Raw genomic sequence first — 18906 nt, 5'->3', positions numbered from 1 at the left:
CATCCCCTATCCGACTTTCGTGACTGGGGATGATTGTTGCCCATGCCGTCCACCGCGCCCAAATCCACCCCCCTGGTTGGCCTGCCCTGCGACGCGCGGGAGCTGGGACCACACCCTTTCCATGTCGTGGGCGATAAATATATCCGTGCCGTCAGCCACGGTGCCGGCTGCCAGCCGCTGCTGATCCCGGCTTTGGGCGATTGGTGGGATGTCGATAGCCTGCTGGACCGGCTGGACGGGCTGTTCCTGACCGGCAGCCCCAGCAACCTGCATCCCCGCCATTATGGGCTGCCGGACGCGATGATCACCCCGCCGCTGGATACGGACCGCGACGCCACCACCCTGCCCCTGCTGAAAGGCGCGCTGGCCCGGGGCCTGCCCCTTTTCGCTGTCTGTCGTGGCTTTCAGGAAATGAATGTCGCCCTGGGCGGCACCCTTTATCCGCGTGTGCAGGAAGTGCCGGGCCGCATGGACCATCGGGAGCCGAAAGAAGCCCCGGTCGAGGTGCAATATGCCCCGGCCCATAAGGTGGCGCTGACGCCCGGCGGCCTGTTCGCCCAGGTCACGGGCCAGACGGAAATGATGGTCAATTCCCTGCACCAGCAGGGGATTGACCGGCTGGCCCCCGGCCTGACGGTGGAAGCGACGGCACCCGATGGCCAGATCGAAGGCATTCGCCTGACCGACGGCCCCGGCTTTGCCATCGGTGTACAATGGCACCCGGAATGGCATTTCTGGGAAAACCCGCCCTATGCCGCTTTACTGACCGCCTTTGGCGATGCCGTGCGGGCCTATGCGGCGGGTCGGCGGGGATAAACCTTTCCCCGCCAGGACACGGCCCCAGTCAAAGTCTCAGGGCAATTTACCCTTGGAGGTCCAGAAATGGAGCGTGAGAAACATCCGCACCCGCCCCCAGCGGCGTTTGAGAATGGAATTCGCGAAGACGCCTAACAAACGTGCCGCCACCAAAGGTAGCATCCAGGGCCGATGGCGACGGGTGAAAAGTAGGCGGTTGCGATGCAGGTAATAATCAGCAGGTGCCCCATAGCGAGGTTCCGTCTGGACACTCAGACCAGAGGAGGCACCCTCCTTGTGATAGACCAAGCTTAGCGGAGCGTAAGCCAGGGAAAATTTATCACGCCCCCTCACCGCCCAATCAATTTCCTCAAAATACAGAAAATAATCCTCATACATCAACCCGACATGGTCGAGGAATTCCCTGGAAACGAGGATGGAAGCACCGACAATATAATCCATCTGCATGTTCTTAACGGCAAGATGGCTGCCAAAGTCGCTTCCCTCCCCGATATGATAGGAGGTTGCCCAACGCCAATCCATCCGGGCACCACCATAGGCCTGGATCTTTTCCGGGGTGTGATAATAGACCAGCGTCGAGCCACACATGCCGCAGCCGGGCGTGGACTGGCTGGTCTTTGCCAATTCTATCAAGCTTTTAGGATCGGCAACGGTATCGTTGTTCAATATCCAGGCGAATGACATGTCTCTGCGGGACAGTGCGTAAGACAGGCCAACATTATTGGCCGCCGCAAAGCCGGAATTATACCCAATATCGACAAAAACCAGGTCAGCATCGGTACTGAACCCACCTGACTTCGCCTCATCCGCGCTCAGGCATGTATAAGCGAGGGGCTTATCGGCAGGACGGATGGCTATTGGAGAACCACTGAAATCTGCCGCCTGCCGCCCTTCCGCCCAATCGACCAGTTTGCCTAATGACCCGTCCGGCGAACCATTGTCGCAAATGATAATACGCGGAATCTCCCCCTCAAGCTGAAGCAGGCTCTCCAGGCAAGTAATGGTGTCTTTCCAGTTTTTCCAATTAACCAGTACACAATATATCACAACTTACTCCAATTTACCCAAATTAAGGCAAGGTAATTAATCACTACCAAATCGGGGGCCAAGCCATCTTTACAACCATATCGGGGAGCGCCGCGCCCGCACGGTGGACGATACCCTTCTGCCGTATACATTTCCAGCCGTCTCGCGCGCGCCTCGCCTGCGACTGCCGCATCCCCCATGTTCAGGCAACCCGTCGGGTGGCACCCTTCCTGCATGCCCTGGCCACCAGCCATCGGGTTCCGCATGAGGATGATCGCCTACGGGAAGGGGAGCCTGCCCCGGGCAGATCCAGGGACGGCAACGATGCCGCCGGCCCGCGCATGGATCCGGCTTTAAAGCTGGCTTGCGCCGAGCCGGGAAATCAGGTTTTGCAGGCATGACGAAAGGCCGTTATAAGACCGGCCATGTGCGGTCGGCCTTCTTCCCAGGAAAGGGGCGCACCCAGAGCGCATATGGAAGAGTACAGATTCCGCCCGGAAGCGACGAATGCGACACAGGACTATTTTCTCATGGCTCAACCGACCCCTGCTCATGGCAGCGTATCATTGCTGTAACTTGCGTTATATCTGACAGCAATTATAAAAATATTCTCCGGCAAGCTGAAGCAGCTTATATCGAAAGGCTTTTTCATCATGAATTTCGACGGGTTTGATCTGGTTGTTATTGGCAGCGGCTTTTTTGGCACCACTATTGCTGAAAGGGCAGCCCGGGAGCTGGGCCTGACCGTCGCTGTCATCGATAAGCGCACTCATTTCGGTGGCAACAGCTATTCTGAAATTAATCAGGAAACCGGAATTGAAGTCCATCCCTATGGCACGCATATTTTCCACACCAATTCAGAGGAAGTATGGACCTACATCAATAAATTTACAGAGTTTACTGATTATCGTCATCGCGTCTTTACAGTGCATGGTGAACGTGTTTTCTCCATGCCGATCAATCTCCATACGATATCTTCTTTCTTTGGGCGTCACTTCACACCAGACGAAGCGCGAGCCCTGGTCGCCCGCGAAATGGCGGCGGATAGTATCGGGGAGCCTGCCAATCTGGAGGAAAAGGCGATCAAGTCCATTGGCCGCCCCCTTTATGAGGCCTTTATCCGCGGCTATACGATGAAGCAGTGGCAAACGGATCCCAAGCAGCTGCCCGCCTCCATCATCGGTCGCCTGCCTGTTCGTTTTACGTTTGATGATCGCTACTTCTTTGATCGCTACGAAGGCATGCCGCGGGACGGCTATGGGGCCATCTTCCGCAATATGCTGTCGAATCCAAAGATCAGCCTCATGCTCGGGGTGGATTTCTTTGATATTCGCCACTTAATTCCTTCGAAGACTCTGGTGATCTATACCGGTGCGATCGACCGTTATTATGATTACCAGTTTGGAGAACTCGGCTGGCGCACTGTCGATCTGGAATGGGAAGTCGCAAATACGCCTGATTTCCAGGGCACATCGGTCATGAATTATGCGGATGCGGACATACCTTTCACCCGCATCCACGAATTCCGCCACCTGCATCCAGAGCGGCCTTTTGACGGGCAGAAGACAATTATCGCCCGTGAATTTTCTCGCTTCGCGAAGGCTGGTGATGAGCCGTATTACCCTATTGCCACGCCGCAGGATCGCGACCTGTATGAGCGTTATGTGGCCCTGACGGCCCAAGAGCCGAATGTGATCTTTGGGGGCAGGCTGGGCACCTATCGTTACCTGGATATGCATCAAGCAATCGGTGCCGCGCTGAAATGCTTCGACACCCAAGTTGCGCCGCGGTTCACCACCGGCAAGCCCCTTTCCATCTGATTCCACAGCCTAGAGAACAAGGCACCAAAATGGCTGCACACCCTTTGCGCGTGAATATTATCATTCCCCCGCTTGATCGCGAAAAGTTCACGGGTGGCAGCGTTTGTATTCTGGAACATGCGCACCAGCTTCATCGCCGTGGCCATCAGGTGACCCTCATCCCCACGCGCCCCTCACTGAATCCGGACTGGTTCCCTAAAGAATTCGGAACGTTGCAGCATTGGCCCCGACAATCCGCGATATCCGGAGGATTGGACCTGGTGGGCAGCCTGGCGACGTGGGTGCTTAACAAGTCCAAAGGCAGCCCCGCCCATATAAGGCGGGATTTCATGAAGCTGGTTTGCTCAATGCCAAAGCTCTGGACACCGGAGATGGAGCAGGCTGTTCACGCCCAGATATTGCGCAAGCTGATCCCTGAAGCTGACATCACCATAGCAACTCAATACGATACAGCCCTACCCGTTTATCTGTTTGGGTCGGGTAAGCTCGCCTATTTCATGCAGCATTATGAAGTTGTATTCGCCAACGACAGCTCAGACCCAGATCAAACCCGCAAACGGGCGGCACTGTCTTATAAGATTGGCCTGAATATGATGGCCAATTCTCCCTGGCTGTTAAATCAGGTCAAAACTGCCGTGCCTGAGGCGAACGTCATGCTGACGCCCAGTGCCATTGATCATGCCGTCTTCAACGGCACTCCTAAGCCAATAGTCCCGGCTGATCACCGGAAGGTTACCCTTATTAGCTATGGGGGCCGCAATGTGGCTTGGAAAGGGTTTAAGGAGATGGCGGAAGCCACCGCCATCGCCCGGCGCGAGTTGCCTGACTATCAGATTGAATGGCATGTGTACGGTACTGCCGCCCTCCCCCCCAATAATGACATCGCGCCGTACAAGAGCCTTGGCTTTCTTCAGCCCAGCATGCTGGCCGAAGCCTATCGCGCATCCGATATCCTGTTATCCGCGTCGTGGTATGAGAGCTTCCCGCTTTTCCCGGCAGAAGCCATGGCCTGCGGCCTTCCGGTTGTGACGACCCAACCCGGGACAGAACAATATGCAATACCCGGGGAAACGGCGGAAGTTGTAGCGCCCCAATCACCACGGTCGGTTGCTGATGGTCTCATCCGGTTAATACGGGACCATGAATATCGTCACCGTATCGCGGTCGCCGGTTGGAAGGAGACGCATAAATTGACGTGGGATGCCGCCGGCGACGCCATGGAGGCCAATATCCGCGCCATTATTAATGGCGAGCAGCCCTCCTGAGTGCGGCAAGTAGAATGATCGACAAGAAAATTATCAAGAATATCGCTTATATCGGACTGACCAATGTAGCCAACATCCTCATCCCATTGCTCATATTGCCGTTCATTACCCGCGCATTGGGCCCCGCTCAATTCGGGCAATATGCGTGGGCGATTTCATCCGGCACGCTGTTGAGCGTGATATGCGATTTTGGCTTTAATTGGAGCGCTGCAAGAGAAGTCGCTGTTCATAAGGCGGATCCAGCCCGCGTCGCAAAAATTATCACGGAAGCATATGCTATCCGTATGTCGCTGGTCGGGCTGTGTAGCGCTGCCATTTTTGCAGTCTGGTGTTGGCTTCCACATGAAGCAGGCGTGGGCGTGGTATTGCCCTTTGTCCCCTTTATCGCATTTCTAAACCTGCTTACGCCGGCTTGGCTATTTCAAGGCTTGGAGCAGTTTCGCGTCATTGCCATCAGTTCCACGTTGGGACGATTATGCGGAGTCATTGCAATATTCATTCTGGTTAAAGGGCCGGAAGACACAAATCTTGCAATTACCCTAAGCGCAGTGGGAGCACTTCTTCCGGCTATCGTTTCTTTTCTTTTCATTAACCGGCATTTTGGGAGTGTTTTATCAGTTCCCGCGATAGACGCTATTTTTAGACGCATCAAAGAAGCGTGGCGTATATTTGCTGCTGATTTTGTGATCCAGATTTATACAGTCGCACAAACTTTTATTGTTGGATTGTTTGGTGGCCCCGTGGCCGCAGCGCAGTTCAATATCGCGGATCGCTGTCTGGGGGCGGGTAAAGGCTTTCTGGCTGCAATCATCCAAGCGGCCATGCCACGCGTCGCTAATTTAGCATCGAGCAATCCAGCCGCCGGCCTGCGCCTTATCCGTCAAGTCATGGTACTGACGGGTGGCGTCGGCATTATGGGCGGGCTTATCATGATGCTGGGTGCTGACCAACTGGTCTTACTGGCGTTTGGTCCAGACTTTCTTGAATCTGCCCGCGTGCTTCGCATCCTGGCCCCTGTCCCCCTATTGGTTGGCATAGGAACATGCTTTTCTTCTTTATATATGTTTAATTACGGAGAAAACGGACTGTGGGCCATGATGCTGAAGACAGCGGCCTTCATAAATTTTGGCATCATGCTGATACTGCATTTTCTGGGAACAGAAATGCATATTGCCGCAGCAATTGCGATTTTATCCGCTGAAAGTTTTGTTTTTCTAATTTCGGGCTATCGCTTCTTTCTAGCCCATCGGAAACTCCGTTAACATGCTTGCTTTGATCAGATCCTATAGGGTCTGATCAAAGCGCTCAATTGCCCGTGCAAACATGCTTTGGCTTGGCGTGCGCGGACGAAGACCGTGCGGCGGCGGTCGCCGATGATGCCAATCCGGAATCGGATATTTATTAACTGTCTTTTCCTTTTTTAACGATATCGCGGATGATGGTCCCGAGAAGACCATTCCTCTGAGAGGCGACCTGCCCCAGGCTGCCCTTTATGGAACCTGCCATGGCCTGCAGGGCAGGACGATCCGCAAGGAGCGCTGCAATTTTGTCTGCCAGTTGCGCCGGATCCGTCCGATCGATCAATGTCGCATTCGGCAGCCAGGAAATACCGCTCCGCCCTTCCGCAGAACATAAAATCGGCATGCCGTAAGATGCGGCATCCAGGATTTTGATCTTGATCCCCGAGCCATAGCGCATGGGGCAGCAATAAAGCGCGGACTCCCTATGAAGGGATGCCAGATGCTCGTCAGAGACCCGCCCGAGGAATACTGTATTCGAACGAACCGGCCAATCCTTGGGAACATCATCCGGCTTGGCCCCAGCGAACAGCAATCGCGCCGGTGGAAGCTTCTGCTCCAAAGCCGGCGCCAATTCATGCACCATCCATTCAATGGCTTCCCGGTTGGGAAAGTAACCGAGAGACCCCACGAACAGGATATCTTGGTTACCGCAATCGTGCCAACCCGCCTCAACAGGCGGAATTATATAGGGGCAAAGCCGCGTCTTCGCGCCAATGTCCGATAGTTCCGCTGCATCTTCGGGCGTGAGGGTAACAACCAGATCAGCAGCCTTGATGACCTTGTTCTCAACCGCTGCCATGCGCCGGGCATCGATGGACAATGCCAAATTCAGCGGGAAGGACGACAGGGATGCCTGCTGATGCAGGATCGTCTGCTCAACATTATGATTAATGATGACGACGGGAACCGGCCAGGGTGGGGGCGGCATCATGGCCATGGATGTCAGGTGATCGGCGATCACCATATCCACATCCCCCCCCTTCATCAGCTCGACAATACGGGAGCGGGCGGCAACGTTGTTACGCGCCGCAAAGGCACGGGGAAAAGACGACCGGATGAAAACATCCAACGCAGAAATCTTTCCACGCCATCCGCTCCCCAACCTGGGCGTAGCGCGCGGAAAAACCTCAAAATTTTTATAATCGGCCTTCAGTTGCGCGGCACCCGCCTCCCGGTCACCATCGGCATCTACACATATGGTGTGCATGATCAGACCTGGCGTGGACGCCAATTCCTTCATATGCCCGAGGAAAACAACCTTGCCGCCCGATGTTGTAGGAACAGGGATTTCTGGAATAAGGTGCAATATTTTTATCATTTCAACTTATTTTCCCGTTTCAATATATCGGACATAAAAATATTTCATCATATAAATGATGATGAATGGAGAGCGAAAACGGTAGGCAAGTTTTATTTCATTAAGGGCTGATATCCGCCGGCCCCATACAGAGGCCTTGTTCCGATCCTTTGCCCATCCCCGGCAATGATAGGCCCATAATTCAGGATGGACGAGCAAATCCCATCCCAGCCCTTTGATCCGGAGTGAAAGATCAATATCATCCTTATACATGAACAGGGATGGATCCAGCTCAAAGCCCCACCGCGCCCGAAGCTGGGACAGGACCTTTCTACGGATCAACATCAGCGCGCCACAAAGGGCCGTCGGCTCAAAGGGCTTATCCGGTATAGAGACATTCTCTATCGGTTGCCCCTGCCCCTGGTTAAACCAAAGACCATACCATTTCCGGTAAATACCCAGCACATCAACTAGGCCAGAGGGCTTCCCAGCCTCAAGATCATACCCGAGAAGCGGCCCAGAAAAAGCGCCAACCTTAACGGATTTTTCCGAATTAAAAATCGATATCGCCTTTTCCATCCAGTCATCTGGCAGAAACAAATCTGGATTTAATAACAATACATCATTTTCTTTATTGGAAATATCAATGGCCAAATTATTGGCAGCACAAAATCCGATATTCTTCTCAAGAAGAACTTTCGCATATCCTTTATATTCATCCAGATAAGAAGTATCAGATGATCCACTATCAACGATGATAACCTCATTTGGTGCCACCGTTTGCCTTTTCAGGCAATCCATTGTCTGCGCCATTGAGGCTTGTGAATTGTGAGTGACAATAACGACAGTTATGCCGAAAAAAACATCCAATTCCTTATTCATCTCATTTTCCTAATAAAATCAACATTATAGACTATCGGCTCATATATATAGAATTTAGCATTTTACATGCTCATCAACCTGTATCATTCAAAATTCTAAACCGGTTCATAAGAAACAAAAGTCGTTGATTTTAGACCAACTAGCCAAAATTCACAACACCCTGAAGTCATGGCTTAATTCACCTCACTCCGTCAGAATCCAGGCTGCCTGCTGGCCTTCATGACCCAGGCATGAACCGCCTGATGGCGCGTCTGGGCCACCGCCACCGTCAGGCGCAAAAGCCAGCGATCCCGCCGGACCGCGCGGCCAGAGAGGGCCAAGCGGCGCACAGCCACAGCCCCCACAGCATCGGCACAAAGACTGGCCGTCAAACGCGCCTGACCTTCGCACCATTGAGCGCCCCATGCCCCCTCCCCGCCCGCCAACAGCACCCGCCGCACCATCGGCGGAGGCCGGCCATCAAAAGACAGATGAAGACGGTTCAGTGGATCGGCGGCAGCAAGGTCAGGGGGTGGCACAGGTGATGAAGGCGTTTGGGACATCGGTCATCCATGTGGAAAGAGTCCGAGGCTCAACCTAAACTGCACCAACTCCATTTTAAAGGATAAAAATCCTAATACTCTTTTGTGAATCCATTTTTCGCGAGAGGGCACCCGATATCCCAGCCAACGACAGGCCATCAAACCGCGATTTGAGGCCAACAGACAGGCTTATCCCCCCAAAGGCAGAGGCGACTCCAGGCCCATGTTCCTTGGGGGGGGGGGAACGGCGCCCCACCGATGCAGCCGGAAGCAGCGGTTTCAGAAAAGCTGCACTTTTGGGTCAACCGAAGCGAAGCATCGCCTTGTTGCCAATACCGCTTTTTAGCGATTTTTGGCGTAAAAACAGGTTAGCCACCGCAAAATAATATGCATGAGCAAAGGCGGAACACAAATGATACCGACCCAAGGATACTGATATAGCAATTCATTGGGTGATAGTGTTCTACCGATAATAGATAGAGATATTGGAACTGCTATCAGAATAGACAGCAATAAAGAGGCGATAGAGCCTTTGATGGCACTCAATACCGAGTTATTAATCCAGATGACAGGAACCAAAACGATGAATGTAATGAACCAACCGGCCCCAAAAGGTAAGGGAAAATATTCTGTCCAAAATGATTTCGGTGAAGTCTTTGAGAATAAAAATTGATCAGGTAAAAAAATTATAGCTAGCCCCAAAATAATACCACTACATAAAACTGCGAGTTTTTCTCGTTTCATGCTTCCCTTCTCTATATGGTTAACAAGCTGTTTTCAAAGGAAGTATGCCCGCAAGGCGAACATTTTTCTGCCTTCTTTTATGATTGTTACTCACGCCAACCTAACCCATCTTATTCACCGATCTGGGTGTAGACGGGTCAGGGAATAAGCCACGATAAAGGGCAATAAAGCCGTTACTGGCTGGCCCAGACGATGCGGGCGATCCAGCTGACCTCGTTCATGGCGAGGCTGCGGTCGGGATGGGTCCGGTTAAGGGACACCAGCTCAACCCGGTTGGCGGTCTGGCGGGAGAGTTGCTTGGCCATCACTTCACCGGCACGGGTACGGACAACCACCCGATCGCCCCGGCGCAGGCTGGCCGAGGGCGCGACGATGATAATGTCGCCATCGCGGTAGACCGGTTCCATACTGTCGCCGGAAATTTCCAGCGCATAGGCATGTTCGTCCGTAACATGCGGAAATTCCAGCTCATCCCAGCCAGTGCCGGAGGGGTAGCCGGCATCGTCGAAATAGCCTTCCGCCCCGGCCTGGGCATAGCCGATCACCGGTACGCGGCGCAATGCCGCCGGGGTCGGTTCCGGCAGGGTGGCGTCGCCACTGGTCAGGTTAACAAATTCGGTGAAGCTGCTACCCGTCGCTTCCAGAACCTTGGCGATGCTCTCCGTCGAGGGCCAGCGCAGCTTACCATCGGGCGTGGTCCGCTTCGACTTGTTGAAGGTCGTCGGGTCCAAGCCGCCGCGCTTGGCCAATCCCGAGGGGGAGAGACCATGCCGATTGGCCAGCAGGTCAATCGCCCGCCATATATCCGTATGCTTGAGCATGGGAGAAGTATCCCAGAATCACGAAACGCCGTCCCTAGGATGATTTTCATAAATACATTGACATCAATGCATGGCGATGGGATACAGGGATTATATTCCTTACTCGGAGGCGTTTGATGCTTTTCCCCCATCGCCCCACCCCCAACCAGACCACATCCCGCGCCCACCCGCCCCTGACGGAAGCCACGCCCTTTGAGGATACCGAACAGGCCTGGTTCTGGTTCATCCAGGCGCAGCAGGCCCGCCAGGACGGTGCCCGGATTCGCGCCGGGCAGGGCCTGTTCTCCCGCCCGTGCGAACCGGTGGACATGCTGCGCATTCTGGACTGGCTGTACCGGCAACGGCGGTTATTGCGCGAGCATCTGCTGGTGCTGGCCCATTATGGCCGCCGCATGCTGGCCCCCGATGCCAGCCGCACCCAGGACGCCCGTGCGCTTCTGTTGTGGCGGGAGGCGCTGGACCGGTTGACGCCGGTCCTGCGGGAAAAGGGCATCGTGCAATGACCCATCCGGCCGGCAGGGCCGGGCAAAGGGCTGAAGATCGCGCCCTGCTGATGTTCTGCGATGCCACCGGCATCGGCTGGTTGCGCTGGCTGCGCCCCGGTTTCCGTCATGTCTTCATCGCCCTGCCCGACACCGATGGCTGGATCATCATTGACCCGCTTTCCACCCGGATGGAGGTGACCCGCCACCCGGCAATGACGGAACCGGCGCTGACCGGCTGGTTCACCCGCCATGGCGTCACTGTCCTGGCAGCCCCCCGCCGGCAGCCGGTGCGGCCGGGCGGACTGATCGCCCCCTTGAGCTGCGTTGCCCGTCGCCAAGCGGCTGCTGGGGCTGCACGCCCCGCTGATCCTCACCCCCTGGCAGCTTTACCGCCATCTGGGCGGCCCGCCGCCCCTTTGCCCGTCCAACAGGAGGAACCCCATGGCCCGCCTCGTCTCGGCGCCCAAGCCCCGCGCCGCCGATGCCCCGCCCGCCGTCCCGCTGCCGGCCCCGCCCACCCCGCTTCTGCCCAGCGCCACCGCCACAGCAGAGGCGGCAGCGGCAGTGGAAGAAGGTGCCGCCCTGACCGTCGGGGAACGCAGCCTGCTGCGCCGGGCCGGCGGGCGGGCGGGCACGGTGCTGACCGGCTGGCGCGGCATCCTGACGCCGGGTGCCCTGGCCCCCAGCCGCAAAAGCCTGCTGGGGGAATGAGATGGGAAACCGTTCCGCTCCCCCACCTGATGACGCCATCGCACGCCTGTTGATGGAACGCTATCTCCAGGCTGCCAACCGGCGTGCCCCCTGGGAACCGCTGTGGCGGGATTGTTATGAACATGCCCTGCCGCACAGCGCCGCCTTCACCAGCGGGGCCAGCCCCGGCCAGCGGCGGGGCGACTTTCTCTATGATGGCACCGCCGCCGATGCGGTGGATCAGTTGGCCGCCGCCCTTTTGGCGCAACTGACCCCGCCCTGGTCGCGATGGGCCGGACTGGTGCCCGGCCCCGCCCTGGCGCCGGACCTGCAGGACCAGATCGCCCCGCTGCTGGAACAGGCCGCCACGGTGCTGCAGGGCCAGTTGGACCGGTCCAACTTCGCGGTGGAGGCGCATCAGGCTTTGCTGGATGTCGCCACCGGCGGCACCGGCTGCCTGCTGGTGGAGGAAGCGGCCCCCGGTGCTGCGTCCGCCCTGCGTTTCACTGCCATTCCCCTGGCCGATCTGGTGCTGGAGGAGGGGGGCGAGGGCCGGCTGGACCGGCTGTTCCGCCGCACCGCTTTGCCCCTGGCCGCCTTGCAGGAACGGTTCGGCCCCGAGGCCCTGCCCGCTGCCGTGCGGGAACAGGGCATGGCCAATCCCGCCCATCCTTTCCCCCTGATCGAAGCGGTGGAGCCGGACGGAGAAGGCGGATGGAACTGGTTTGTCCTGATGGGCGGGGAGGAACCAGCGCTGCTGTCACGCGGCCGCTTCACCGACATGCCCTTCATCGCCTTCCGCTGGTTGAAGGCGCCGGGGGAAACCTATGGTCGCAGCCCGGTGATGAAAGCCCTGCCGGATATCAAGACCGCCAACAAGGTGGTGGAGCTGGTGCTGAAAAATGCCAGCATCGCTGTCACCGGCATCTGGCAGGCGGATGATGACGGGGTGTTGAACCCGGCGGCGATCCGGCTGGTGCCGGGAACGATCATCCCCAAGGCCGTAGGGTCAGCCGGGTTGACGCCGCTGGCCAGTCCGGGGCGGTTTGATGTCAGCCAGCTTGTGCTGGATGATCTGCGCGCCCGCATCCGCCATGCCCTGCTGGCCGACCGGCTGGCCCCAATCAACGGGCCACGCATGACCGCGACGGAGGTGCTGGAACGGGGTGCGGAAATGACCCGGCTGCTGGGCGCCACCTTTGGCCGGCTGCAATCGGAACTGCTGGTGCCGCTGGTGCGCCGCTGCCTGGGTATTTTGCGGCGGCGCGGGCTGGTGCCGGATATTACCGGCGATGGCCGGGCCGCCAGTATCCGCATCCTGTCACCCCTGGCCCGTGCCCAGGCACAGCGTGATGCGGAAGTGACGCTGCGCTGGCTGGAAAGCGTGTCATCCCTGGGGCCGGATGCCCTGGATGCCGTCGATCTTGCCGCCTGTGCCCGCTTCCTGGCCGATGCGGCAGGCGTGCCGCCGGCGCTGATCCGGCGGGAAAAGCCCCTGCCCGCCACCCCCGTCGAACCGGTGATGGAGGGGATGTATGGATGAGGCCAATCCCCCCGATATCCGCGCCGTGGAACGGGCCTGTGCCCGGCTGTTCGCCAGTGCCGATGGCGCGCTGCTGATGGTGCATCTGCGCCGGCAACTCTTCCACATCGCGCTTGGTCCCGAGGCTACGGAGGCGCGGCTGCGCCATCTGGAAGGCCAGCGCGCCCTGGTCCTGTCGCTGGCCGCCCTGGCCCGGCGCGGGGCCGCCGCCCCCTTTGCTTCACAACAGGAGGAATAAGATGGACATGGATATGCAGAACGACGCCCACACCGACGCCGATCCGGTCCCGGTGACCGACAATCCGGTGCCACCGCGCCCGGATCATGTGCCGGTCAAATTCTGGGACGCCAAAAGCGGCACCATCCGGGTGGAAGCGCTGCTGAAATCCTATCTGGAACTGGAACGCCGCCTGTCCGCCCCAGTGCCACCCCCGCCGCCGGTCCAGGCCGCCGATTACCGGATTGAATGCGCCCACGGCCTGTTCCAGCCCGATGCCGAGATCAACGAGAAGCTGGCGGCGGCTGGCTTCACCGTAGAACAGGCGCAGCTTCTGTATGATCTGGCGGCGGAAAGGATGATGCCGCTGCTGCGCGACATGGCCGGGGAATTCGAGGCCGACCGGGAGATGGAACGGCTGATCAGCCATTTTGGCGGGACCGCGCAATGGCATGACCGGGCCGCCGCCATCCTGGCCTGGGCAGAACGCAACCTGCCGGCCCCGCTGGTCCAGGCACTGGCCAGCACCGCCGATGGGGTGCTGGCCCTGCATCGGATGATGAGTGAGGGGCCGGGCGAACCGAAACCGCTGCGCGGCGGCGGGGCCGATGGTGGCACCGACCTGACAGCCCTGCAGCGCATGGTGGCGGACCCGCGCTATTGGCGGGACCGTGATCCCGGCTTCATCGCCCAGGTCACGGACGGTTTCCGCCGGGCCTATGGCTGAGGGGAAGAGGTTGGGGGCGATCCGCCCGCCCCCAATCGCCCTTCCAGAAGCACGCGCAGGGAACGGATATCCTCCTGCTGCTGGCGCAGCATGTCTCCCATCTCCCCTGTGCGCAGGCGGTCCAGTTTTTCATGCAGGGCCATGATTTCCAGTTCCGCCTTCAGATTGATCTCATAATCCATGGCGGCCTGGGCCCGGTCCTTGGCCGCCTGCCGGTTCTGCGACATCATGATGATGGGGGCCTGGATCGCCGCCAGGGTGGATAGCATCAGGTTCAGCAGGATGAAGGGATAGGGGTCCCAATCCAACCCCAGCCAGGCCGCGTTCAGCCCCATCCAGATCAGCATGAACAGGCCGAACCCGACAACGAAGCCCCAGGACCCCCCGATGCGGGCCACCTGATCGGCCAGCCGGTCACCCAGTTTCATGCCCGCTTCATAATCCCCGCGCGCATTACGGCTGATGGCACGGCGATGGGCGATGCGGGCCAGAACGCGCCGTTCCCGGTCGGTCAGGACCGATTCGCCGTCGGCCAAAAGCTGTTCGGCCAGTTGCCGGATTTCGCCATTCATGCCCGTTCATCCCTGGCTGGGAAAGAGAACCCACATGAGAAAGGGCGCGACCGCCGCTGGCAAGCCCCAGCACGGCCGCGCCCCATCATGAACGCTTTCGCTGCTCCGGTCGGACCCTTATGCCGGCTTCACCGGGATGGTGAGAAAGGCGCTGTTATCGCCCCGGCGGACCCGGACCAGGGCATTCTTGCGCCCGGCCTTGGCGGCGGCTGCCACCTGGGCCTGGACATCGGAAGGCTTGGCAACAGGCGTATTATTGACCGACTGGATCAGGTCGCCGGCCCGCAGACCTTCCACATCGCCCGGCACATCCAGCACCACAACGCCCGATGCTTCCCCATCCAGACCCAGGCGCTGACGCCAGGTGTCGGTCAGGGTGGTCAGCTTCAGGCCGGCCACTTCGGTGCCGTCCTCTTTCTGCATGCCGCCACGGGCAATGCGGCTTTCGGTGCTGCCCGGCGCCTGGGCCACGGTGATATCCATGGAGCGCGCGCGCCCATCCCGCCATACGCTGAGATCAACCTTGGTACCGGGGCTGACCATGCCGACATGGCGGGCCAGATCGCGGCTATCCTTGATCGGCTTGCCATCGGCCTTCAGCACCACATCGCCAGCCTTCAGGCCGCCTTTCTCAGCCGGGCTTTTCGGCTCTACCGAGGCAATCAGGGCACCTTCATCCTGAGGCAAGCCCAGACCATCGGCCAGTTCCTGGGTCATGGGCTGCAGGCTGACACCCAGCCAGCCACGCTCGATCTTGCCATCTTCCTTCAGCGCTTCCACCACGGGCCGGGCCATGTTGGACGGGATGGCGAAACCGATACCGACCGACCCGCCATTGGGCGAGAAGATGGCCGTGTTGATGCCGATCACATCGCCCGACAGGTTGAAGGTGGGGCCGCCGCTATTGCCGCGATTGATGGAGGCATCAAGCTGGATGTAATCATCATAGGGGCCGGAGCCGATATCCCGCGACCGGGCAGACACGATACCCGCCGTAACCGTGCCACCCAGGCCGAACGGGTTGCCCACGGCCACCGCCACATCACCCACACGCACCTTGTCGCTATCGGCGAATTTCAGGGCCGGCAGTGGCTTGTCGGTCTTGACCCGCAGCACGGCAAGGTCGGTCTTCTCATCCTCGCCGATGATTTCGGCTGCACGTTCCGTCCCATCCTGGAAGGTCACCGTCACCTCGTCCGCGTCAGCGATGACATGACGGTTGGTGACGACATAGCCGGAAGCATCGAACACGAAGCCGGAACCCAAAGCCCGGGCCTGGGGCGCGCGGCTGCCACCGCCGCCACCTTCACCGGGCAGGCCCGGCACGCCGAAGCGACGCAGAAATTCCTCAAAACCCGGCGGCATGTCCCGCATCACGGGACGTTCCGGCGCATTCTTGGCAGCCGTGATGGTCACCACCGCCGGGGACACGCGCTCCACCAGATCGGCGATCCCACCGCGCTCCAGCACCTCTGACGGGGCGGCGGCGGCAACGGGCACCAGACCGGTGGTGAACCCGCCCAGCAGGGCGGTGCCGGCAAGCAGGGCCGCGGCCATGTTGCGGCGAAGGGCCCCAGTCTTCAGGACGGTCATTCCATTACTCCCATATATTCTTTGCTGCCAGGGCCGGGGCTTTCCCTTCGGTCAAAGGCGCCACCGGCTCTTTCGATGAACGCATCCTGCACCCGGTCGGGCAACGCCGTCCTGACAGGGCCATGAAAAATCTGTCATGCGGCGGTGGTTGGGGAGAAACCCGCCCCGGTTCAAGACATCGCCGGATGAAAGATTGTTCATGTTCAGGAAATGAGTCTGTCAGGGGGCGGGGGCTAAGGTGGCGACATGGATCGACGGGCACCTGCCCCCCCTTACCCCGCCCGTCGATCCTGTAGCCTTCGGGAACTCCCTTCCCCACCCCGACGTTCCCAAGGCTGCTGTCTCTCGATCCCATTACCCCTGCCTGGTGGCCGGGCGGTCCCCCAACCGCCCGGCCACACTTCTTTTCAGGGCCGGGAAAGGCTAGACTGCCGCCATCATGAAAATCCTTGTCATCGAAGACGACCGCGCCACCGCCGATTACCTGTGCAAGGGCCTGAAAGAGGCCGGGCATGTGGTGGACCATGCCGATAATGGCCGCGACGGCCTGTTCATGGCGGCATCGGAACCCTATGACGCGCTGGTGGTGGACCGGATGCTGCCCGGCCGCGATGGCCTGTCGCTGCTGGAAGTGCTGCGCGCCACCGGCAATGATACGCCGGCTTTGGTCCTGTCGGCCCTGGGATCGGTGGATGACCGGGTGAAGGGCCTGCGCGCCGGCGCGGATGATTACCTGACCAAGCCCTTCGCCTTTGCCGAGCTGCTGGCCCGGCTGGAGGTGATGCAGCGCCGCACCAAGGGCACCGGCACCGGTGGCCCCGTCACCAAATTGCAGATCGCCGATCTGGAGATGGATCTGCTGGCCCGCACCGTGAAGCGCGGGTCCAAGCCGGTGGACCTGCTGCCACGTGAATTCCAGCTTCTGGAATATCTTCTGCGCAATGCCGGCAATGTGGTGACCCGCACCATGCTGCTGGAAAATGTCTGGGACTATCATTTCGATCCCCAGACCAATGTCATCGACGTGCATATCGCCCGGCTGCGCCAGAAGATCGACAAGGATCATGAGGTGCCGCTGATCCATACTGTCCGCGGCGCTGGTTATTCCTTACGTGAACCTGCATAGCTTCTTCCGCACCACCACCTTCCGGCTGGCGGCCTTCCATCTGGCATTGTTCACCCTGTCGGTGGCGATCGTGCTGGGGGTTGTCTATTGGTTCACCGCCGGCTTCATCAACCGCCATACGGAAGAAACCGTGCTGCGGGAGGTGCAGGAATTATCCACCGCCCTGAATGAGCGCGGGCGCATCGGTCTGCTGCGGCTGATATCGGAACGGTCAGCCGACCAGCGCAGCGACATGATCTATGCTATCGCCACCCCGGCGGGGGAGATTGTGGCCGGCAATCTGGCCAACTGGCCCATCGCCACCAGCCAGCCGGGCTGGATTGAGTTTGACATCAAAAACCGGACGGAGCCGAAAGCCAAACGCGCCGCCGTTGCCATCATCCTGCCGGTGCGCGATCTGGGCTGGCTGCTGGTCGGGCATGACATGACCGACCGCTATCTGCTGCGCGGGCAAATCCTGCTGGGCATGATCTGGGCCGTGTCGCTGGCGCTGGTGATCGGCACCGTCGGCGCGCTTTACATGAGCCGCCGCGTGGCGGAGCGGATTGAGAAGATCAACCGCACCATCGACAGCATCACCGCCGGTTCCTTTGCCGACCGGCTGGAGGCCACCGGATCGGGCGACGAGATCGACCGGCTGGTCATGAAGCTGAACCGCATGCTGGACGAGATCGGCCGCCTGATGCTGGGCATGCGGCAGGTGACCGACAATGTGGCCCATGACCTGCGCACGCCGCTGTCCCGCCTGCGCGCCCGGCTGGAACTGGCGCAACTGGACCCCAACCTGACCGACCCGCAGGCCGCCACGCTGGAACAGGCGATAGGCGAGATCGACCGGCTGCTGGGGGTGTTCAACGCCATCCTGACCATCGCCGCCGCTGAAACCGGCCGGGCGCGGGCCGATTTTGAACCGGTGGACCTGTCCGCCCTGGTGGCGGAGGTGGCCGAGCTTTACGAGCCCCTGGCCGAGGAGCGCGGCCTGACCCTGGAACTGCATAACCAGGACCCCGTGCATGTGCGCGGCAGCCGGCAATTGCTGGCCCAGCTTGCCAGCAATCTGGTGGAGAACGCGGTCAAATATTCCAGCCCCGGCGGGCATGTGCGGGTGGCCGCCGGCCATGATGCCGGCACGGGCCGCCCCCTGCTGTCCGTTGCCGATGAGGGGCCGGGCATCCCCGCCGACCAGCGGGACAAGGTGCTGGAACGGTTTGTGCGGCTGGAAGCCCATCGCGGCACACCGGGCCATGGGCTGGGCCTGTCACTGGCCGCCGCCGTGGCCCGGCTGCATGATGCGGAGTTGCGCCTGGACGATCACCGGCCCGGCATGGACCAGCCGGGCCTGCGCGTCAGCCTGCTGTTCCCGGCCTGATTAATACCAATCTCCCTTGTATGTCTGCTGCGGCCACTCCGTGCGATGGTTTGGCCATCGGCGGGTGAGCTTGTATCTCCCTTTTTCCTTT

General features: G+C 59.4%; 19 protein-coding genes. 11 read left to right on the top strand and 8 right to left on the bottom strand.

Going from position 1 to position 18906, the window contains the following annotated elements:
• Positions 1-42 precede the first annotated feature (42 nt).
• Positions 43-816: a gamma-glutamyl-gamma-aminobutyrate hydrolase family protein gene (locus G473_RS0100775; protein ID WP_035704877.1), complete on the top strand. Its 774-nt coding sequence runs from the start codon at positions 43-45 to the stop codon at positions 814-816.
• Between the two features lie 36 nt (positions 817-852).
• On the opposite strand, the gene G473_RS30135 is transcribed toward G473_RS0100775, so the two are convergent.
• Entirely contained in the window at positions 853-1863 is a 1011-nt protein-coding gene (locus G473_RS30135) for a glycosyltransferase family 2 protein (RefSeq protein WP_035704873.1), read from the bottom strand.
• A gap of 632 nt (positions 1864-2495) precedes the next feature.
• Here G473_RS30135 and glf point away from each other — a divergent pair.
• The 3 genes from glf to G473_RS0100755 are packed head-to-tail and all read left to right on the top strand — an operon-like array spanning position 2496 to position 6189.
• Positions 2496-3662 carry a UDP-galactopyranose mutase gene (gene glf / locus G473_RS0100765; RefSeq protein WP_029011536.1) on the top strand — a complete coding sequence of 389 codons (1167 nt, stop codon included), beginning with the start codon at positions 2496-2498 and terminating at the stop codon, positions 3660-3662.
• A gap of 29 nt (positions 3663-3691) precedes the next feature.
• Positions 3692-4927: a glycosyltransferase family 4 protein gene (locus G473_RS0100760; protein WP_161630925.1), complete on the top strand. Its 1236-nt coding sequence runs from the start codon at positions 3692-3694 to the stop codon at positions 4925-4927.
• 14 nt (positions 4928-4941) lie between these two features.
• The gene (locus tag G473_RS0100755) at positions 4942-6189 is read left to right on the top strand and encodes an oligosaccharide flippase family protein (RefSeq protein ID WP_029011534.1); all 1248 of its coding nucleotides are present in this window, start codon (positions 4942-4944) and stop codon (positions 6187-6189) included.
• Between the two features lie 139 nt (positions 6190-6328).
• Here the strand turns inward: G473_RS0100755 and G473_RS0100745 are convergent, their stop codons facing one another.
• The 5 genes from G473_RS0100745 to G473_RS0100730 form a co-directional block, all read right to left on the bottom strand.
• Positions 6329-7546 (bottom strand): glycosyltransferase, encoded by a 1218-nt coding sequence (locus G473_RS0100745; RefSeq protein WP_084437548.1) that lies wholly within the window; start codon positions 7544-7546, stop codon positions 6329-6331.
• A 6-nt stretch (positions 7547-7552) separates the two neighbouring features.
• Positions 7553-8407 carry a glycosyltransferase family 2 protein gene (locus G473_RS0100740; protein WP_029011532.1) on the bottom strand — a complete coding sequence of 285 codons (855 nt, stop codon included), beginning with the start codon at positions 8405-8407 and terminating at the stop codon, positions 7553-7555.
• Between the two features lie 191 nt (positions 8408-8598).
• Positions 8599-8949, bottom strand: coding sequence for a hypothetical protein (locus tag G473_RS0100735; protein ID WP_154667202.1), 351 nt, complete (start codon positions 8947-8949; stop codon positions 8599-8601).
• 321 nt (positions 8950-9270) lie between these two features.
• Positions 9271-9672: a hypothetical protein gene (locus tag G473_RS30130; RefSeq protein WP_154667201.1), complete on the bottom strand. Its 402-nt coding sequence runs from the start codon at positions 9670-9672 to the stop codon at positions 9271-9273.
• 173 nt (positions 9673-9845) lie between these two features.
• Positions 9846-10493 (bottom strand): S24 family peptidase, encoded by a 648-nt coding sequence (locus G473_RS0100730; protein WP_029011530.1) that lies wholly within the window; start codon positions 10491-10493, stop codon positions 9846-9848.
• Between the two features lie 116 nt (positions 10494-10609).
• Here G473_RS0100730 and G473_RS0100725 point away from each other — a divergent pair, with 116 nt between their 5' ends.
• From G473_RS0100725 to G473_RS0100705, 5 genes are all read left to right on the top strand, one after another.
• Complete coding sequence (locus G473_RS0100725; RefSeq protein ID WP_029011529.1) at positions 10610-10996, top strand: hypothetical protein; 387 nt, start codon at positions 10610-10612, stop codon at positions 10994-10996.
• A 306-nt stretch (positions 10997-11302) separates the two neighbouring features.
• Complete coding sequence (locus tag G473_RS30955; protein WP_245579960.1) at positions 11303-11689, top strand: hypothetical protein; 387 nt, start codon at positions 11303-11305, stop codon at positions 11687-11689.
• A 1-nt stretch (position 11690) separates the two neighbouring features.
• A complete protein-coding gene (locus G473_RS24360) occupies positions 11691-13211 on the top strand; it encodes a portal protein (RefSeq protein ID WP_051329729.1) in 1521 nt (506 codons plus the stop codon).
• Positions 13204-13449 carry a Bbp19 family protein gene (locus tag G473_RS24355; protein WP_051329728.1) on the top strand — a complete coding sequence of 82 codons (246 nt, stop codon included), beginning with the start codon at positions 13204-13206 and terminating at the stop codon, positions 13447-13449. Before G473_RS24360 ends, G473_RS24355 begins: the two co-directional genes overlap by 8 nt.
• Position 13450: 1 nt before the next feature.
• Entirely contained in the window at positions 13451-14155 is a 705-nt protein-coding gene (locus tag G473_RS0100705) for a capsid assembly protein (protein WP_029011528.1), read from the top strand.
• On the opposite strand, the gene G473_RS24350 is transcribed toward G473_RS0100705, so the two are convergent.
• Positions 14146-14727: a DUF1003 domain-containing protein gene (locus tag G473_RS24350; RefSeq protein WP_051329727.1), complete on the bottom strand. Its 582-nt coding sequence runs from the start codon at positions 14725-14727 to the stop codon at positions 14146-14148. The two genes, G473_RS0100705 and G473_RS24350, sit on opposite strands and share 10 nt — an antisense overlap.
• Before the next feature lie 117 nt (positions 14728-14844).
• The gene (locus tag G473_RS24345) at positions 14845-16320 is read right to left on the bottom strand and encodes a Do family serine endopeptidase (RefSeq protein ID WP_051329726.1); all 1476 of its coding nucleotides are present in this window, start codon (positions 16318-16320) and stop codon (positions 14845-14847) included.
• A 439-nt stretch (positions 16321-16759) separates the two neighbouring features.
• On the opposite strand from G473_RS24345, the gene G473_RS0100690 reads away from it, so the two are divergent.
• Positions 16760-17446 carry a winged helix-turn-helix domain-containing protein gene (locus G473_RS0100690; RefSeq protein WP_029011527.1) on the top strand — a complete coding sequence of 229 codons (687 nt, stop codon included), beginning with the start codon at positions 16760-16762 and terminating at the stop codon, positions 17444-17446.
• Positions 17433-18815, top strand: coding sequence for a sensor histidine kinase (locus G473_RS0100685; protein ID WP_051329725.1), 1383 nt, complete (start codon positions 17433-17435; stop codon positions 18813-18815). Before G473_RS0100690 ends, G473_RS0100685 begins: the two co-directional genes overlap by 14 nt.
• Positions 18816-18906 lie beyond the last annotated feature (91 nt).

The organism is Niveispirillum irakense DSM 11586, assembly GCF_000429645.1.
Classification (GTDB): Bacteria; Pseudomonadota; Alphaproteobacteria; order Azospirillales; family Azospirillaceae; genus Niveispirillum; species Niveispirillum irakense.
This window is presented reverse-complemented; position numbering and strand designations above follow the sequence as displayed.

What these genes read in the sequence shown, in the direction of transcription:
- G473_RS0100775 (WP_035704877.1), top strand. Translation starts at nt 43, where the DNA reads ATGCCGTCCACCGCGCCCAAATCCACCCCCCTGGTTGGCCTGCCCTGC.
- glf (WP_029011536.1), top strand. Translation starts at nt 2,496, where the DNA reads ATGAATTTCGACGGGTTTGATCTGGTTGTTATTGGCAGCGGCTTTTTT.
- G473_RS0100760 (WP_161630925.1), top strand. Translation starts at nt 3,692, where the DNA reads ATGGCTGCACACCCTTTGCGCGTGAATATTATCATTCCCCCGCTTGAT.
- G473_RS0100755 (WP_029011534.1), top strand. Translation starts at nt 4,942, where the DNA reads ATGATCGACAAGAAAATTATCAAGAATATCGCTTATATCGGACTGACC.
- G473_RS0100745 (WP_084437548.1), bottom strand. Translation starts at nt 7,546, where the DNA reads ATGATAAAAATATTGCACCTTATTCCAGAAATCCCTGTTCCTACAACA.
- G473_RS0100740 (WP_029011532.1), bottom strand. Translation starts at nt 8,407, where the DNA reads ATGAATAAGGAATTGGATGTTTTTTTCGGCATAACTGTCGTTATTGTC.
- G473_RS0100735 (WP_154667202.1), bottom strand. Translation starts at nt 8,949, where the DNA reads ATGTCCCAAACGCCTTCATCACCTGTGCCACCCCCTGACCTTGCTGCC.
- G473_RS30130 (WP_154667201.1), bottom strand. Translation starts at nt 9,672, where the DNA reads ATGAAACGAGAAAAACTCGCAGTTTTATGTAGTGGTATTATTTTGGGG.
- G473_RS0100730 (WP_029011530.1), bottom strand. Translation starts at nt 10,493, where the DNA reads ATGCTCAAGCATACGGATATATGGCGGGCGATTGACCTGCTGGCCAAT.
- G473_RS0100725 (WP_029011529.1), top strand. Translation starts at nt 10,610, where the DNA reads ATGCTTTTCCCCCATCGCCCCACCCCCAACCAGACCACATCCCGCGCC.
- G473_RS24360 (WP_051329729.1), top strand. Translation starts at nt 11,691, where the DNA reads ATGGGAAACCGTTCCGCTCCCCCACCTGATGACGCCATCGCACGCCTG.
- G473_RS24355 (WP_051329728.1), top strand. Translation starts at nt 13,204, where the DNA reads ATGGATGAGGCCAATCCCCCCGATATCCGCGCCGTGGAACGGGCCTGT.
- G473_RS0100705 (WP_029011528.1), top strand. Translation starts at nt 13,451, where the DNA reads ATGGACATGGATATGCAGAACGACGCCCACACCGACGCCGATCCGGTC.
- G473_RS24350 (WP_051329727.1), bottom strand. Translation starts at nt 14,727, where the DNA reads ATGAATGGCGAAATCCGGCAACTGGCCGAACAGCTTTTGGCCGACGGC.
- G473_RS24345 (WP_051329726.1), bottom strand. Translation starts at nt 16,320, where the DNA reads ATGACCGTCCTGAAGACTGGGGCCCTTCGCCGCAACATGGCCGCGGCC.
- G473_RS0100690 (WP_029011527.1), top strand. Translation starts at nt 16,760, where the DNA reads ATGAAAATCCTTGTCATCGAAGACGACCGCGCCACCGCCGATTACCTG.